Source organism: Thalassococcus sp., assembly GCF_982780845.1.
This window is the reverse complement of sequence record NZ_CEYADA010000010.1, coordinates 41,037-57,438: the sequence shown is the minus strand read 5'-3', so window position 1 is coordinate 57,438 and position 16,402 is coordinate 41,037. Positions and strand designations below refer to the sequence as shown.

At 61.2% G+C, this 16,402-nt stretch carries 13 protein-coding genes; 3 read left to right on the top strand and 10 right to left on the bottom strand.

What is annotated here, in order from left to right; genetic code table 11:
- Nucleotides 1–477, bottom strand: a complete 477-nt coding sequence (locus AC4FIA_RS12355; RefSeq protein ID WP_488048508.1) for a MarR family winged helix-turn-helix transcriptional regulator — start codon at nt 475–477, stop codon at nt 1–3.
- A 116-nt stretch (nt 478–593) separates the two neighbouring features.
- On the opposite strand from AC4FIA_RS12355, the gene AC4FIA_RS12350 reads away from it, so the two are divergent.
- Nucleotides 594–2,429, top strand: a complete 1,836-nt coding sequence (locus tag AC4FIA_RS12350; protein ID WP_490366104.1) for a feruloyl-CoA synthase — start codon at nt 594–596, stop codon at nt 2,427–2,429.
- 7 nt (nt 2,430–2,436) lie between these two features.
- Here the strand turns inward: AC4FIA_RS12350 and AC4FIA_RS12345 are convergent, their stop codons facing one another.
- Nucleotides 2,437–3,630, bottom strand: a complete 1,194-nt coding sequence (locus AC4FIA_RS12345) for an APC family permease (protein ID WP_490366103.1) — start codon at nt 3,628–3,630, stop codon at nt 2,437–2,439.
- A 201-nt stretch (nt 3,631–3,831) separates the two neighbouring features.
- Between AC4FIA_RS12345 and glpD the strand changes: the two genes are divergently transcribed.
- Both glpD and AC4FIA_RS12335 read left to right on the top strand, forming a co-directional pair.
- On the top strand, nt 3,832–5,394 hold the full coding sequence (gene glpD, locus AC4FIA_RS12340; RefSeq protein WP_490366102.1) for a glycerol-3-phosphate dehydrogenase: 1,563 nt from the start codon (nt 3,832–3,834) through the stop codon (nt 5,392–5,394).
- A 54-nt stretch (nt 5,395–5,448) separates the two neighbouring features.
- A complete protein-coding gene (locus AC4FIA_RS12335; RefSeq protein WP_490366101.1) occupies nt 5,449–6,564 on the top strand; it encodes a THUMP domain-containing class I SAM-dependent RNA methyltransferase in 1,116 nt (371 codons plus the stop codon).
- Here AC4FIA_RS12335 and AC4FIA_RS12330 read toward each other — a convergent pair.
- Genes AC4FIA_RS12330 through AC4FIA_RS12295 form a run of 8 tightly spaced genes read right to left on the bottom strand, consistent with a single transcriptional unit; the run spans nt 6,561 to nt 16,362 of the window.
- Nucleotides 6,561–8,465, bottom strand: a complete 1,905-nt coding sequence (locus AC4FIA_RS12330) for a beta-galactosidase (protein WP_490366100.1) — start codon at nt 8,463–8,465, stop codon at nt 6,561–6,563. The two genes, AC4FIA_RS12335 and AC4FIA_RS12330, sit on opposite strands and share 4 nt — an antisense overlap.
- Nucleotides 8,466–8,471: 6 nt before the next feature.
- On the bottom strand, nt 8,472–9,077 hold the full coding sequence (locus AC4FIA_RS12325; RefSeq protein ID WP_490366099.1) for a 2-dehydro-3-deoxy-6-phosphogalactonate aldolase: 606 nt from the start codon (nt 9,075–9,077) through the stop codon (nt 8,472–8,474).
- 1 nt (nt 9,078) lies between these two features.
- The gene (locus tag AC4FIA_RS12320; RefSeq protein ID WP_490366098.1) at nt 9,079–9,993 is read right to left on the bottom strand and encodes a 2-dehydro-3-deoxygalactonokinase; all 915 of its coding nucleotides are present in this window, start codon (nt 9,991–9,993) and stop codon (nt 9,079–9,081) included.
- The gene (locus tag AC4FIA_RS12315) at nt 9,990–10,760 is read right to left on the bottom strand and encodes an SDR family NAD(P)-dependent oxidoreductase (protein ID WP_490366097.1); all 771 of its coding nucleotides are present in this window, start codon (nt 10,758–10,760) and stop codon (nt 9,990–9,992) included. Before AC4FIA_RS12315 ends, AC4FIA_RS12320 begins: the two co-directional genes overlap by 4 nt.
- Nucleotides 10,760–12,475: an IlvD/Edd family dehydratase gene (locus AC4FIA_RS12310; protein ID WP_490366096.1), complete on the bottom strand. Its 1,716-nt coding sequence runs from the start codon at nt 12,473–12,475 to the stop codon at nt 10,760–10,762. Before AC4FIA_RS12310 ends, AC4FIA_RS12315 begins: the two co-directional genes overlap by 1 nt.
- Nucleotides 12,472–14,550, bottom strand: coding sequence for an alpha-galactosidase (locus AC4FIA_RS12305; RefSeq protein WP_490366095.1), 2,079 nt, complete (start codon nt 14,548–14,550; stop codon nt 12,472–12,474). Before AC4FIA_RS12305 ends, AC4FIA_RS12310 begins: the two co-directional genes overlap by 4 nt.
- Nucleotides 14,550–15,398: a carbohydrate ABC transporter permease gene (locus tag AC4FIA_RS12300; protein ID WP_490366094.1), complete on the bottom strand. Its 849-nt coding sequence runs from the start codon at nt 15,396–15,398 to the stop codon at nt 14,550–14,552. Before AC4FIA_RS12300 ends, AC4FIA_RS12305 begins: the two co-directional genes overlap by 1 nt.
- 43 nt (nt 15,399–15,441) lie before the next feature.
- Nucleotides 15,442–16,362, bottom strand: a complete 921-nt coding sequence (locus tag AC4FIA_RS12295) for a carbohydrate ABC transporter permease (protein WP_490366093.1) — start codon at nt 16,360–16,362, stop codon at nt 15,442–15,444.
- Between the last annotated feature and the right edge of the window lie 40 nt (nt 16,363–16,402).

Below are 16,402 nucleotides of genomic sequence, written 5' to 3'. Positions count from 1 at the left end.
TCAGTCCAGACCGGAATACTTCTTAAGCAAACGGGTGAGGTCGCTGAATTCGGCCTCACTCAGATTTCCGCGCTCTGCCTGGTGCAGTGCCAGAAAATCATCCTTGCGCGCGGCGGCGAATGTTTCGCCTTCGGGAGTCAGCGACAGATGTACCGCGCGGCGGTCTTCGGGGGATGCGACCCGTTCCATCAGGCCAGCCGTCACCAAACGATCCACCAGTTTTGTCATATGCGCGGGCTTGATGCACAGGCTGCGCGCAATCGCGCCCTGCTTCATGCCCGGATTACGCAAGACCAGCCAAAGCGCGGTGAATTCCCCCGGCCGCAGGCCCAAAGCCGACAGTTCGTCAAAGAATGCCTCAAAGGCGCGAAGCTGCGCGATCCGCAAAAGAAACCCGAGGGATTCGCCCAGTTCCGCGATCTCGACGGTTTCGTCGTCGGCGGGCAGGGGCGGCTTTTTTGCTGTTTTCGCAGGCATTTTCGCGCGACCTTCGGTGTGCTTTGTTCAGACTTGATTACCCCTAGCATAAATAGTACCCACGGATAAAGTTTCCATGGAAACTAAATTGGATCAGATTACGGAGGAGACATCTGGTGCAGGACGCAACTTCGCGTGACACGCTTTTCTGGCAGCCCGAAATCCTAAGCGAAACGCGCGACGACGGGACAATCTATGTCTGGCAGAAAGACCCGCTGCCCGCTTATCCCGACCGTCTTTCGGACAAGATCGCGCATTGGGCGTCGGTCGCGCCTGATCGTGTATGGATGGCCGAACGCGGCCCCGATGATGCGTGGCGCAAGGTCACCTACGGCGAAATGTTCGCGCAAATCCGTGCCATCGGTCAGCGTCTTCTTGATCTCGATCTTTCTACCGACCGCCCGCTGGTCATCCTGTCGGGCAATTCCATCGCCCACGGTCTGATGGCCTTGGGTGCGCAGTACGTGGGCATCCCGTCGGCGGCTTTGGCGCCGGCCTATGCGCTGGTGTCGGGCGATTATGCGAAACTCAAAGGCATCCGCGGCCAGATCACACCGGGCGCTGTGTTTGCTGACACCCTCGATCCGTTTCTGCCCGCGATCGAAGAAGTTTTCCCCGACCTGCCGCGTCTAGCGGTCGAAGGGACAGGCCTGGCCGTATCGTGGGACGATCTGGTGACAACTCCCATCACCCCGTCCGTCGATGCGGCCAATGCCGCAACCGGCCCCGATACGGTGGCCAAGTTCATGTTCACATCCGGCACCACCGGATCGCCCAAGGCGGTTATCCTGACCCAGCGCATGATGTGCGCGAATATGGCGATGGTTGCCGATTGTTTTGCGTTTTTCCGCGATGAGCCGCCCGTCCTGCTGGACTGGGCGCCGTGGAACCACGTCGCGTCCGGAACGAAAGTGTTCAACCTAACGATCTACAACGGCGGCACCTATCATATCGATCAGGGCAAACCGACGCCCAAGCTGATCGGCGAAACCATCCGCAACCTGCGCGATGTGTCCCCGAACTGGTACTTCAACGTGCCCGTCGGCTACGAAATGCTGGTCACCGCGATGAAAGAGGACAAATCGCTGGCGGAATGTTTCTTCCGCGATGCCAAGCTGATGATGTACGCGGGCGCGGCCATGGCCCAGCACACATGGGAAGATCTGCGCAGTCTGTCGAAAGAGGTCACCGGCAAAAGCGTGACACTCAGCACCGGTCTGGGCGCGACAGAAACCACGCCGTTCGCTCTGCAACAGATCGAATATCAGGAAACGCCGGGCAACGTCGGTGTGCCGTCCAAGGGCCTGACGCTGAAACTGGTCCCGAACGAAGGCAAGTTCGAGGCCCGTCTGAAAGGCCCGTCTGTCACGCCGGGGTACTGGCGGAACGACAAACTGACCGCCGAGGCATTCGATGACGAAGGCTTCTACTGCTTGGGCGACGCGCTTCGGTTTGCTGATGAAAGTGATCCGTCCAAGGGCTTCTTCTTTGACGGGCGCGTGGCTGAAAACTTCAAGATGGCCACAGGCACGTGGGTCGCTGTCGGTGCCCTGCGCGGTAAACTGAACAACGCGCTGGAAGGTCTGGCGGCAGACGTCGTGATCGCCGGTGAAGGCCACGAGGAACTGGGCGCGCTGCTGGTGCCGTTCCGTCCTGCGATTGAAAAGGTCGTTCCGAGCGGCGCATCGTTGTCCGACGCGGAATTGCTGGCCCATCCGGCGCTGCGCGACCGTGTCGAAACGCTTCTGGGCACCTACAACAAAACCGCAGGTGGTTCGTCGCTGCGCGTGCCGCATGTGCGTTTTCTGGAAGAACCGCTCAGCCTTGATCTGGGCGAGGTCACGGACAAAGGATCGGTCAACCAACGCGCGGTTCTGCGCCTGCGCGCGGATCTGGCGGATTCGCTGTTCACCGACGCGCCCGAGGTCATGCACAGCCGCAAACCGGCCTAAGCACCGGTTACTCGACCGACGCGCCGAACAACACGATCGCAACCGCGACGCCGGCCAAAGCAACAAAGCCAACGGCTTTCACGGGCCTCCCCTTCAGGGCGGCCCCTTTTGCTGCGATCAGGGTCTGGATGGCGTAGTAAAGCGCAAAGGCGCGGGACGCATAGCTGATGATCTCGAACACGCTGGCGGTCCACGTCAGCGCAACGCCCACAACCGCCAACAGCACATAGCCCGCCCGTGGGGCCAGACGTCCGCCAGTCAGCTCCGAAACCAATCCACCCGCGCCGCCGGTATCGGCCACCGCGGCGCTAAATTGCGCGCTCAGCGCTGCGACAATCAGCAGGATCGGCAGGATGGGGGCCACGACCTCCATCAATCCGATGATCGCGGTTTCGCTCAGGTCCAGTGCATCGGGGGCAAAGGCAAAGCTGAGCAGCAGGATGTAGACCAGATAGATCGCGGTCGACACGCCCTGCGCCAGTTTCATCGATTTGATCCGCGTCGGCGCGCTGTATTCCGCGCCAAGGTATCGCGAGGTTTCAAAGCCTTGCACCGTCACCAGCAATCCGCCCACCAGCGCCACAGCCTGCCAGCCGCTGACGGTGGTCGCGCTGAATACCAGATCGCCCGCGCTGGCAGTTTTGCCGAAAAACACCGCCAGTCCGAACAAAAGCCCCGCGATGATGGCCAGTTTGATGCCAACAGACACCTCCTCGAGCCGCTCCAACGCACCAAAGCCGCGCGTCCAGCCGACGATCAGAATGATCGCAAAGGTCGCGGTGGTGACCAGTTTCGCGGGGATGTGTCCTTCGACCTCGGTCAGGCTGACGGCAAAGGCCCCCAGCAGGTTCAGGTAGTAGGCGACCGAGATGATATAGGCAAAAGCCAGCGACCATGCCGAGGCAAGCTCTAGCCCCCGTTCCGACGGGCTGCGGTTTTCGCCCTTGTTGTTCAGTCGCCAGATGTTGAACCGGATCGCCGCGCCGAACAGATAGGCTGCGCCGCACAAGATCGCCATGACCAGCGGCGCATAGGCCCCGAAGGACGCGTTCAGGATCGGCCCCAACACCAGAAAGCCGCTGCCGATGATCGACGCCAAAGGCGTGATCGCAGCCCGCCACAGCGTGGCATTGGCGAGCTTCGGCCACATCAACAGCGCACCGGCGGCCACAACGACCATTAGGATCAAAGCGTTTAGCATGGGGTGTGAATACGCCCAGTATACGCCACTGGAAACGGTGAAATGCGCAAAGCGGCAATTTGCGCGGGGGCGCGTGTCTGGCGGTGAATGTGCGAATTTTATGGGAAAACGAACACAAACGAAAGTAACAGGCTTTCTTTTGGGACGATTTGCGCTATATATCTACCTGTGAATCGAACAAAATCACGTAGGCTAGGGCCCATGGACACGCAGTACGACCTTTTCATCATCGGTGGCGGTATCAACGGCTGCGGCATCGCGCGCGACGCGGCGGGCCGCGGGCTGTCTGTTGGCGTGGCCGAGATGAACGATCTGGCGTCGGCCACGTCCTCGGCCTCGACCAAGCTGTTCCACGGCGGTCTGCGCTATCTTGAATACTTCGAGGTCCGCCTTGTCCGCGAGGCGCTGATCGAACGGGAAACCCTGCTGCGGGCGATGCCGCATATCTCATGGCCGATGCGATTTGTGCTGCCTTATCATGAGGATATGCGGTTCGAGGGGTCGACCCCGACCTCTCGCATTCTGAACACCGTCATGCCATGGATGAAGGGCCGCCGCCCTGCCTGGCTGATCCGCCTGGGTCTGTTCATGTACGACAATCTGGGTGGCCGCAAAATCCTGCCCGGCACCAAGACACTGGACCTGACCGAGGTGCCCGAGGGCCGTCCGCTGAAGTCCAAATTTGAAAAGGCGTTTGAATATTCTGACTGCTGGATCGAGGATTCGCGTCTTGTTGTGCTGAACGCCCGCGACGCCGAACGCCTTGGCGCCGATATCATGACCCGCACCAAGGTTCTTAGTGCCGAACGCGAAGGCGGTGTCTGGCGGATCACGCTGGAAGAGGGCGATCAAACCCGCACCGTCACGGCCAAGATGCTGGTCAATGCCGGTGGCCCGTGGGTGGGCGACATCATCAGCGGCACGATCCGGTCCAATTCCCGCGATGGCGTGCGGCTGGTGCGCGGATCGCACATCGTCACGCGCCGCCTGTTCGACCATGACAAGGCCTACTTCCTTCAGGGCGAAGACGGCCGCATCATGTTCGCGATCCCGTATGAGACCGACTACACCCTGATCGGCACCACCGATCAGGATCACACAGACCCAGACACGCGCCCTGAATGCACCGAGGCCGAGCGCGACTATATGCTGGAGTTCGTGAACAAGTATTTCGAACAGGACATCACGGTCGACGATATCGACTGGTCCTATTCGGGCGTGCGTCCGCTTTATGACGACGGGGCATCGTCGGCCACGGCTGCAACGCGCGACTATGTGCTGAAGGTCGAAGACCGTGGCGGCGCGCCGGTCCTGAACATTTTCGGCGGGAAAATCACCACATATCGCAAACTGGCCGAAAGCGCGCTGGAGGAAATCGCACCGTTCTTCCCCGGTCTCAGCGGCCCATGGACTGCGGGCAAGGCATTGCCCGGCGGCGACTTTGAGGTCGGCGATTTCGATGAATTGGTTGGCAATCTGCACAAACAGTTCGGCTTTTTGACAGAACGGTGGGCAAAACGACTGGTTCGGGCCTATGGGTCCGAGGCATGGGATCTGCTTGCTGGGGCCGAAACCGCTGATGATCTGGGGTGGGATTTCGGCGCGACCCTGACCGAACGCGAGGTCGCGTGGCTGATGGACCATGAATACGCCCAAACCGCCGAAGATGTGATCTGGCGGCGCAGCAAACTGGGCCTTCGCATGAATGAAACACAGAAGACCGCGCTTCAGGATTTCATGCAAATTCGTATGGCTTCTGCCTAACCTATACGCATTTGGTCATCGCTAAGGCCAAAAATCCCCGCTATGACGCAGGATATGAGCGATGATCAGACATTCGAGATTTTCCTGACCGCCCCGCCGGGGCTGGAACCTGTGTTGGCCGAAGAGGTCCGCGCAGCAGGATTTGCCACGCCCCAAACCGTGCCCGGTGGTGTCACGACCCAAGGCGGCTGGCCCGAGGTCTGGCGCGCCAATCTGGTGCTGCGCGGCGCAACGCGGGTTCTGGTCCGTATCGGCGGGTTCCGCGCATTCCATCTGGCGCAGCTGGATAAACGCGCGCGCAAGTTTGAATGGGGCGATTTCCTGCGCGCGGATGTGCCGGTGAAGGTCGAAACCACGACCAATCGCAAATCCAAGATCTACCACGCCGGTGCCGCCACCCAGCGCATCGAAACCGCGTTGAAGGACAGCCACGGCATCACCATCGCGGACGACGCCGAGCTACGGCTGATGGCGCGGATCGACGATAACTTTGTGATGTTCTCGCTCGATACCTCGGGCACCTCGCTGCACAAGCGCGGGCACAAAGAGGCGGTGAACAAAGCCCCCATGCGTGAAACTCTGGCTGCTTTGTTCCTGCGCCAGATGGGCTTTGACGGCAGTCAGCCCGTGCTCGACCCGATGTGCGGATCAGGCACCTTTGTGATCGAAGCGGCTGAGATGGCCGCCGGCCTTGCCCCAGGTCGCTCGCGCAGCTTTGCCTTTGAAAACCTTGCCTCTTTCGATCCTGCGGCTTGGGCGCAGATGAAGGCGGCGCAAACATCCGGCACCCCGCCAAAGCAGTTCTTCGGATCGGACCGCGACGCAGGCGCCGTGCGCATGTCCGCCGCCAATGCCGAACGCGCGGGCGTGGATGGATTCACCGAATTCACCAACGTCGCGATCGCCGATTTGCAGCGCCCCGACTGTGAACCGGGCATCGTCATCATCAACCCGCCCTACGGCGCGCGGATCAGCAACAAAGGCCCGCTGTTCGCCGTGCACGCGCAGATGGGTGAGGTGCTGAAAGAGCGCTTTGCAGGCTGGCGCGTCGGCATCATCACCAGCGAGCCGCAATTGGCCAAGGCGACCGGTTTGACCTTTGCCAAAACCAGCCCGCCGGTGCCTCATGGCGGTCTGAAAGTGAAGCTATATCAGACGGATACGCTTTAACGGGCTTCGCGCAGAACGCCTGCGGCGGGGATGGTTCTGCCGTCAAACTCGATCTCGGAATCCGTGTGATTGAACCAGAACCGTTCTGTCGCCGTCGCCCGTGTGCGCAGCCCGTCGGGTAGGTCCATCACGGGCACGCCAGCCGCCTCACAGATCATCGCAACGATCCGGTCCAGCGCCGCATCATCGCCCCAGCCGCCCACATAACTCACATGGCCCGCACGTTTCACCGCCGCGCGACCGTCGGTCAGGGTCATCACCGTTTCCGCGTCGCCGCTCAGTTCCTCTCGGTATCCCGTAAACGCGCCACCACCTGACAAGGTCATAGGACTGTCGGGGCGCAGGCTTTCGACCAGCGTGACGGTCACGTCCAGATCGGGGAACGCGGGCGGCAACGGGTTGGGGATTGAGAAGTGCGCATCCCGCGCCGCGCTGCGGGGGCCAAGGACGACCTGCGCATCAGCCGCATTCAAAGCGGCCTTCAGGTCATCGGGCATATGCATCAAACCCGGAGCAAAAACAGCACAGTAGCCGGAAAAATCACGTGTATCAGGCGGCAGAATGTCCACGCTAAGCCCCGCGCGACGCAGAGCGCGGTAGTGTTCGAACACAAGGCCGAAATAGGACAGGCCCGCGCCATGCGGCTGCACCGTCCACGCCCAGTCGGCGTCGTAGTCGAAGATCAGCGCAACAGGCGCTTGGGCTGCCTGCAACTCGGGCGCATCGATCAAATCATCGCGCACTTGCCGCGCCTCGATGATCGCGGGCGCGTCCGCGCTGTCGGGGCGCAGCATGCCTGTGTGCATCTCTTCCTGCGCAAACGGCGCCTGACGCCAGCGGAAATAACAGACCGCTTCGGCCCCGTGGGCAAACGCCTCCCACGTCCAGAGGCGGACCATGCCGGGCAGGGGCGCGGGGTTATAGGGCGCCCAGTTCACCGGACCGGGTTGCTGCTCCATTACCCACCAGCGGCCACGGCCCACGGCACGATACAGATCATGGTGAAACGCCTGAAAATCCGGATCGCCCTGACGCGCATATTTGCGTTGGCGTTCGGCATCGGCGCCAACGCGATCTTCAAGGAAACCAAGGGGATAGCTGTCCCACGTCGCGATTTCCAGATCGCGCCCGACTTTGTAATGGTCGAAGTCGGTGATGCGGCCCATGTAGTTGTGGCTGATCGGCGCGTCGGAATGCGCGCGGATGATATCTACCTGTTCGCGGTTGAACTGCACCACCTGATCCGACGAAAACCGGCGGAAGGCCAAGGCGTGGGCAGGGTTTGGTTCGGTTACCGTCAGGTTGGGCAGGTCGATGTCGTCGAAATCGGCGTAGTCCATCGACCAGAACACATTGCCCCAAGCCGTGTTCAACGCGTCGATATCGTCGGCAAAAGCGTTCCGCAGCCAGTCGCGGAAGGCCAGACGCGCGGCATTCGAATAGGAAATGACCGTATCATGGCAGCCGTATTCGTTGTCGGTCTGCCATGCGGCGACATAGGGGTTTTTGCCATAGCGCTGCGCGACTTTTTCGGTGATCCGGCGGCTTTCGGCGCTGAACCCTTCGTGGCTAAAGCAATAATGGCGGCGCGATCCGAATTTGCGCGGCTTTCCGTCGACATCGACAGCGATCATATCGGGGTGTTTGTTAACGACCCAACGGGGCGGTGTGGCGGTGGGGGTGCCCAGAACAACCTTGAGGCCCGCACGCCCCAGCACGTCAATCGCGCGATCCAGCCAATCCCAATGAAACTCGCCCTCGCGCGGTTCTATTTTACCCCACGCGAATTCGCCAATGCGCACCCACGTCAGACCGGCCTCGACCATGCGGGCGGCGTCTTGCTCCCACATGTCTTCGGGCCAGTGCTCGGGGTAGTAGCAGGTTCCAAGTGTCCGTTTCATAAAGGATTATCCGTAGATTTCGTCATAGGCCACGACGATTTTTTCGGCCCGTGTTTTGATCTCGGAGGTTCGTATACCTGTAGTATACAGTGCCGTTCCGATGCCAAACCCATCCGCTCCGGCAGCTTTCCAATCGGCGAAATTGTCGGGGCCTGCACCGCCTACGGCAAAGCATTTCGTGCCTTCGGGCAGAACCGCGCGGATGGCTTTCAGGCCAGCGGGCGTTACAAGCGATCCGGGGAACATTTTCAGCCCGTCGGCCCCGGCGCGCAGGGCGGTGAAGCATTCGGTCGGGGTCATCACACCGGGGTAGGACAGCATGCCAGCGGCCTTAGTTGCCGCGATGACGTCAGGGTTGCAGTCGGGTGAAACGATCATCTGCGCGCCAAGGTTGCCCAGCTGTGTGACCGCATCGGTATCCAGCACCGTGCCCGCACCGATCACAGCACGGTCGCCTGCGGCCTGCACCATCGCGGCGATGCTGTCGAACGGGTCGGGCGAATTCAGCGGCACCTCGATCAGCGTGATGCCCGCGTCGATCAGGGTGTTCATGGCGTCGACGGCCTCGGGCGGGGTGATGCCGCGCAGGATGGCGATGATGTTGCGTGTCATGTCAGGCGTCCTGAAGGGTTTTGTAGGCGGCGGTCAGCCCGGCAAGCGTGACCGTTTCGGCATCCAGAATGGTCACGGGAACGGCCTGCGCCGACAGGGCATCGGCATAGGCGGTGGCGATCTTTTCCGCGCCCGCGATGCGCACGTCCTGACCCAACCAATAGGGCTTGGCGGCGGCCAGTTCGAGGCCGATCAGAAGACCCGACAGACGCGACCGTGCCGTCACTGGATCAAGGTCGGTCAAAAGCGCCTCGGCCCGTAGTGAGAACAGCTCGGCCGCGACGGCGGCGGGGCGGGACATGGCCTGATCCAAGGCGTCGGTAAAGGCATCGTCGTCCCAGCCATCATCGGCCACGGAATGGCGAAGAACCGACTGTTCCGACAGAAGGCCGAACATTTCACCGGTCAGGAAGGTGCGGAAGCTCACGACCTCTCCGGCGCTGATATGTGCCCATTTACAATGGGTTCCGGGCAGGCAGACGATGCCGTCAAAGTCGGGATCGATCTGCATCACGCCCGCGATCTGGGTTTCTTCGCCGCGCATGACGTCGGCAGGTTTGTCCTGTTTGATGCCGGGTAGAATGTGCACATCGATCCGCGCGTCGCGGGTGGGCACATGGGTGGCCTGATCGATGCTGGGGGGCTTGCAGGGCACGCTGACATAGCGCGCCTCGGCCCAGCCCTGACGCGATCCCGCCATGCCACAGATCACCACGGGCAGGGTGACGCCCGGTTCCAGATGATCGCGCAGTGCGTCGATCAGGACGGGTTCGAAATGGTCGGGGCGCAGACCGGCCATGCCTTTGTTGCTGTCGATCCGCTGCAGCGCCTGCCCATCGGCTGTCATCAGCCAGAGACGTAGGTGGGTTGTGCCCCAATCGACGGCAATCCAGTCGGGTTTCATAGTCTTGGTCATCCTGTCACTACAACACCACCGTCCACGACCATCGCCTGACCGGTCATCATCCGGCTGGCGTTCGAGGCCATGAAAAGGGTGGTGCCTACGATGTCTTCGGGCACGAGGTGATCCTTAAGGCACTGGCGGTCCAGATGCGCGGCAAGGGATTCAGGGTCGGCCCACATATCCAGTTGTTTCTGGGTCAGCACCCAACCCGGTGCCAATGCATTCACGCGGATACGGTCGGGGCCGAATTCACGCGCAAGGCTGCGGGTCATGCCGTTGATGCCGGAATTTGCGGTTGTATACGCAGGATATCCAGCGTTCCCCATCATGTAGCTGATGGAGGAAAAGTTGATGATCGATCCGCCGCCTGCATCTCGCATACCGCCGACAACGGCCTGACAGGCAAAGAAGTAAGCCTTGAGGTTGATGGCCATCGACCAGTCCCAGAAGTCTTCGGTCACCTCTTCGGTTGTGTGGCGTTTGTCGTTGGCGGCGTTGTTGACCAGAACGGTAATCGGGCCGTTATGTTCGGCGGATTTGGCAATCGCGTCTTGTAGGGCGGGAATGTCGGTGATGTCGCATTGGATGAAAAACGGGCGGTTGCCGGTTTTCTGCTCCATCTCCTCCACAAAGCCGGAGGCGTCCGAGCGGCCCACAAAGGCGACCTTGGCACCTTGGCGCAGGAAGCCTTCGGTCAGAGACGCGCCGATGCCCGAACCACCGCCGGTGATGAAGACCGACTTGCCGTTCAGATCGTGATAGGTGGCGTTCAGGTCCATCAGTGGCTTTCCCTTGTGACAAGGCGGGTGTCTTTACCCACCAAGAAATCCAGATCCGCGCCTTGGTCGGCTTGCAGAACGTGGTCGATGTAAAGCTTCGCGTAGCCGCGGGTGTAATGCGGTTCATCCGGTGTCCATGCGGCGCGGCGTTCGGCCAGTTCGGCCTCGTCGACCAGCAGTTCCAGAATGCCCTGCGATGCGCTGACTTTGATCCGGTCGCCGGTTTTCACCAGCGCGAGCGTGCCGCCTGCCTGCGCCTCGGGCGAGACGTGCAGGATGACGGTGCCGAACGCCGTGCCGGACATGCGGGCATCCGAGACGCGGATCATGTCGCGCACGCCTTCGCGGACCAGCTTGCGCGGGATCGGCATATTGCCGACCTCGGCCATGCCGGGATAGCCCTTGGGCCCGCAGCCTTTCAGGACAAGGATGGTGTCTTTGGTGACGGGCAGATCATCGTTGTCGATGGTGGCTTTGAGTTCTTCGATATTCTCGAAAACGTAGGCCTCGCCTTCGTGTTCCAGCAGCGCATCCGTGGCCGCCGAGGGCTTAACGATCGCGCCGTTGGGGGCAAGGTTGCCGCGCAGAACGCGCAGGCCAGCGGCGGGCTTGACGGGCGCATCCCAGCTGTGGATCACGTCGCGGTTAAAGCATTCGGCCCCGTCGGCATAGGCGCTGATATCGCGGCCCAGCACGGTTTGCGCGCCTTCCAACAGGCCCTGATCCGCCAGTTCGCGCAGTACGACAGGCATTCCGCCCGCGTAGCAGAAATCTTCCATCAGGTATTTGCCCGACGGCATGCAGTTGACCAGCAGCGGCACGTCCGATCCCAGTTCGAAATCGGCCAGCGTCAGGTCCACGCCGACACGGCCTGCGATGGCCAGAAGGTGCACAACCGCGTTGGTCGATCCGCCCACGGCGGCGTTGGCGCGGATGGCGTTGATGAAGGCCTGTTTGGTCAAAACGTCGGACGGTTTGATGTCTTCGTCCACCATTTCAACGATCCGCTTACCGGTCAGATGGGCCAGCGCCATGCGGCGGCTGTCGACGGCGGGCAGGGCGGCGTTGGTGGGTAGCGACAGGCCCATCGCCTCGACCAGCGACGACATGGTGGATGCCGTGCCCATCGTCATGCAGACGCCTTTTGATCGGCTCATGCCGGCTTCGGCGTTCATGAAGTCCTGCAGGGTCATTTCGCCCGCGCGGACGGCCTCGGAAAACTTCCAGACGTCGGTGCCGGACCCGATATCCTTACCCTGCCATTTGCCGTTCAGCATCGGGCCTGACGACACGACGATGGACGGCAGATCAACGGATGCTGCGCCCATCAACTGGCCGGGGGTGGTTTTGTCACAGCCACCCAAAAGCACAACGCCGTCAATGCCATAGGCGCGGATCGATTCCTCGACATCCATGGCCAGAAGGTTGCGGAACAGCATGGCGGTGGGCTTCATCTGGGTTTCGCCAAGGCTCATGACCGGAAACTCGACAGGGAAACCGCCCGCCTCCCACACGCCGCGCTTCACGCCCTCGGCCAGATCGCGCAGGCCCGAGTTGCACGGCGTCAGTTCGGACCATGTGTTGCAGATGCCGATCACCGGACGGCCATCAAAGGCGTGATCGGGAAAACCCTGATTTTTCATCCATGAACGATGGATGAAGCCGTCTTTGTCCAGCTTGCCGTACCAGTTTTCGCTGCGTCTTTTCTTGGTCATGTTCGTGTTCCTTCGATCACCCACATCGTCTCGGGGAAGGCCCAAGGTAGGGTCAGACCGTGTTGCATCAGATATTGTCCCGACAGCACCATATCGCGGCTTTTGATCGCCTGCGATCCGCGCGACAGGTTGGGCAGCGCGTCGTCGCGGTTGAGCAGTCGGATGCTGTAGCGTGCTTTGGGGTCAAGCCCCGTCAGTTGCAAGGGGCGCGGCAGGATTTGCGCCGATGTGGCGTGCTTGCCTGCAAAGACGACAAAGCGGCTGCCGTCACTGGCCAGTTGCTGTTCTGCGATGACAGAGGGATCGGCGCTGTCCAGCCGCAGGATCGCGGCGGTGCTGCGCCAATGGCGATTGTCTTTCCACCACTGCGTGACGTCGCGCAGAACCTGTGCTTCGTCTTCGGTCAGTTCGCGGGGGTCCATTTCGAACCCCATGTGGCGCTGTGCGGCGACCCATGCGCGTAGGCGGATATCCAGCGTTCTGCCGGAGGTGTGGCAATGGCGCGGGCCGACGTGGCTGCCGGTGACGTCCAGCGGCAGGAACAGCGCGGCCTCGTGCTGGATGCGCAGGCGTTCGATGGCGTCGTTGGAATCCGACAGCCAGACACGCTGGGTCCGTTCCAGTACGCCCAGATCAATGCGCCCGCCGCCGGACGAACAGCTTTCAATCTCGACCAGCGGGAAATCGGTGCGCAGGCGGTCGACCAGTGCGTAATAGCCGCGTGTCTGGGCCGCATCGGGGAAGGGCAGAACGCGGTTATGATCCCATTTGATATAGTCGATGTCATAGGCCGACAGGACAGCGGCAATCTTGTCGTAAAGATACGCGCCCACGGCGGGGTTTGCCATATCGAGCACCATCTGTTGACGGCCCAGTACCTGATCGGCGGGGCCAAGCGCCCAGTCTGGGTGCGCGCGATAGAGATCGCTGTCGGGGTTCACCATTTCCGGTTCGAACCAGATGCCGAATGTCATGCCCAAGCCGTGGACGTGATCAATCAGCGGCCCGAGCCCATCGGGGTATTTGCGCGGATCGATGTCCCAGTCACCAAGGGATGAGGTGTCATCGTCTCGCCGTCCGAACCAGCCGTCATCCAGCACGAACCGTTCGGCCCCCAGCGCCGCCGCGCGGTCGGCGATGGCGGTCAGTTCGGGTAGGGAATGGTCGAAATAGATCGCCTCCCAACAGTTGTAATGCACAGGCCGCGGGGTGTCGGGTTTGGGCCATGTCACGATCCGGTCGCGCACGTGGCGCTGGAAGGTGGTGGCGATGCCGTTCAGGCCCGTGGTGCTGAAGGTGGCATAAAGCTTGGCGGTTTGGGCCTTGGTCACGGGGGCCAGATCGGTGCCCATAGCGTGGCCGAACTGGATTTGGCGGCGCCCGTCGGGCAGTTCCTCGGCCACCATGCGGTGCCCGCCGGACCAGCCGTAGTGGATGGCCCATGCATCGCCGCGCGTGTTGGTGGTGCCGCGTTCCGGCAGGATCACGGCAGGGAAATGTTCGTGCCCCGTGCGGCCCGTGCGGCTTTCGCGCATGTGGATGCCAGCGGCCCACGGGATGTTTGTGGTCTGGAATTCGGCAATCCAGCGGCCGGAAAAGTCGATCAAGTGATCGGCCAGTTGCGGCGCTGGCAGGGTGGGCGCGGCCAACCAGTGGATGCGCACAGGCGCGTCTGATGTCAGCGTCGTCTGCGCGGTGATCATGTGCGTGACGGTGTCTATCCCCAGATCAAAGGTCAGGGTCAGGCCCAAATCCGCATCGCTGTACGTGAGGCTGATCGCCGTTTCGCTGGCCTGATCGCTGGCATAGCGGAAGCGCGGCAACATCGGTGCGCCAGTGGCATCCTGCACCATGAGGCCGGGTTGGCCGGGGAAGGTCTGGGATGCCTCGGGGCAGAGCGAGATCGGCGGGTTTGCATCCAGCATGCCGCCGGTCACGTCCATTTCGGACGCAGCCGTCAGTTCGGCCAGATCGTCGTCCAGCGCCGCGCCCCAATAGACGACATGGGGCAGCGCATCGTTCAGCGACGAAAGGATCAGGCTTTGATGCCCGTCAGTCAGGTGCCAGTTCCGCATTACTTCACAGCACCCAGTGTCAGGCCCGCGATAAAATGGCGTTGCATCAGGAAGAACATCGCCACGGGCGGCAGGGCGGCGACGATGCTGCCCGCGCTCATCAGGTGATAGGCCGCGCGGTATTGAGCGTTAAAGCTGGTGATGCCTGCGGTCACGGGCTGGCTTTCAGCGCCTTGGGTCAGGACGACGGCCCAGAAGTAATCGTTCCAGATGAAGGTAAAGATCAGCACCGAAAGGGCGGCGATTGCGGGCTTCATCAGGGGCAGGACGACGAACCAGAAAATCCGCCATTCAGCAACGCCTTCGACGCGGGCGGCTTCGATCAGTTCGTAAGGAAGCGCACGGATGAAGTTGCGCATGAAGAGCGTGCAGAACCCTGTCTGGAACGCGATGTGGAACAGGACCAGACCGGTTTTGGTATTGTATAGCCCCATGTCCAAGGTCAGATCGCGCACCGGGACCATCAGGATCTGGAAGGGCACAAAGTTGCCCGCCACGAACATAAAGAAAATCCACAGGTTCGATTTGAACTTGTAAATGCCCAACGCAAATCCGGTCATGCAGGACAGGGCCACGGCCCCGATCACGGTGGGTACGGTGATCAGGAAGGAATTCATCAGATAGCGCGGCATGTCCGACTGGAAGAACACCTTGCCGTAGTTTTCAAATCCGCCAAAGGCCGTGGGCAGGCCCCAGTAGTTGCCGGTGGTGAAATCCGTGTCAGGCTTGATCGAAAACAGCGCTACGGCGATCAGCGGGGCCAGCCACATCAAAAGCGCGATGGGCAGCAGGCCCTGATAACTGAGCTGGGCGGCACGGGATGATTTTTCGATGGGTTTGGGAAACATCGTCAGGCCCCCGCGCGTGGTGTGATGGTGGTGTGTGTCATGATCAGTGCCCCTTTTCCTGACGCCACATCGACCAGAGGAAGTAGGCGATAAAGACCAGCATGATCAGGAACAGAACGACCGAGATCGCCGCGCCATAACCCATGCGGAAACCGTATTCCGACAGCGCCTTTTCGAACATGTAGAACGACAGCACGCGGGTCGATCCGAAGGGGCCGCCGTTGGTCATGATGGAAATCAGATCGAACGAGCGAAGCGCGCCAATGATCGTGACGACAAAGGCGATGAAGGTGGCGGGCGCCAGTTGTGGCAGCACCACGTGCCACAGCATGCGCAGGCCTTTCGCACCGTCCAGACGCGCAGCCTCGATCTGTTCGGGGTCCACGGCGTTCAGGCCGGTCAGGTACAGGATCATGCAATAGGCGATCTGCGGCCAGAGACCTGCGGCGATGATGCCGTAGGTGGCCAGTTTCGGGTCGCCCAGAACATTGATCGGGCTAAGGCCCACAGATTCCAGAATGGTGTTAAGCAGACCGAAAGTGGGATCGTAGAACCATGTGAACACAAGACCCACGACGACTTGGGAAATCACGAAGGGAAAGAAAAACAGCGATTTATAGAGGCGGATGCCCGTCACCGTCTGGTTCAGGAACAACGCAATGCCCAGACCGGCGGGGATCGCCAGCAGGTACATCAGCAGCCATTTCAGGTTGTTCCACAGCGACACCTCGAAGGCGCGGTCTGTGACCAGTTCCTGATAGTTCTGCATGCCGACCCATTCTTTCGCGCCTAGCCCGTCCCATTGGTAGAACGAAATCTGGAAGCTCTGGAAAATCGGGGCGATGACGTAGAACAGAAAGAAGAGCAAACCCGGAGCCAGAAACACCCAAGGGGCCAGTTTCTGACGGTTGCGGCGGATAAAGCCGGTGGGTTGCGATGTGTCAGGATGCGTGGCGGTGGCCATGGCGGGGATCCTCCGCAGTCGTTCGGATGGCACAAGGCCG

What these genes read in the sequence shown, in the direction of transcription:
- AC4FIA_RS12310 (WP_490366096.1), bottom strand. Translation starts at nt 12,475, where the DNA reads ATGACCAAGAAAAGACGCAGCGAAAACTGGTACGGCAAGCTGGACAAA.
- AC4FIA_RS12335 (WP_490366101.1), top strand. Translation starts at nt 5,449, where the DNA reads ATGAGCGATGATCAGACATTCGAGATTTTCCTGACCGCCCCGCCGGGG.
- AC4FIA_RS12295 (WP_490366093.1), bottom strand. Translation starts at nt 16,362, where the DNA reads ATGGCCACCGCCACGCATCCTGACACATCGCAACCCACCGGCTTTATC.
- AC4FIA_RS12300 (WP_490366094.1), bottom strand. Translation starts at nt 15,398, where the DNA reads ATGTTTCCCAAACCCATCGAAAAATCATCCCGTGCCGCCCAGCTCAGT.
- AC4FIA_RS12320 (WP_490366098.1), bottom strand. Translation starts at nt 9,993, where the DNA reads ATGACCAAGACTATGAAACCCGACTGGATTGCCGTCGATTGGGGCACA.
- AC4FIA_RS12325 (WP_490366099.1), bottom strand. Translation starts at nt 9,077, where the DNA reads ATGACACGCAACATCATCGCCATCCTGCGCGGCATCACCCCGCCCGAG.
- AC4FIA_RS12345 (WP_490366103.1), bottom strand. Translation starts at nt 3,630, where the DNA reads ATGCTAAACGCTTTGATCCTAATGGTCGTTGTGGCCGCCGGTGCGCTG.
- AC4FIA_RS12315 (WP_490366097.1), bottom strand. Translation starts at nt 10,760, where the DNA reads ATGGACCTGAACGCCACCTATCACGATCTGAACGGCAAGTCGGTCTTC.
- glpD (WP_490366102.1), top strand. Translation starts at nt 3,832, where the DNA reads ATGGACACGCAGTACGACCTTTTCATCATCGGTGGCGGTATCAACGGC.
- AC4FIA_RS12305 (WP_490366095.1), bottom strand. Translation starts at nt 14,550, where the DNA reads ATGCGGAACTGGCACCTGACTGACGGGCATCAAAGCCTGATCCTTTCG.
- AC4FIA_RS12355 (WP_488048508.1), bottom strand. Translation starts at nt 477, where the DNA reads ATGCCTGCGAAAACAGCAAAAAAGCCGCCCCTGCCCGCCGACGACGAA.
- AC4FIA_RS12330 (WP_490366100.1), bottom strand. Translation starts at nt 8,465, where the DNA reads ATGAAACGGACACTTGGAACCTGCTACTACCCCGAGCACTGGCCCGAA.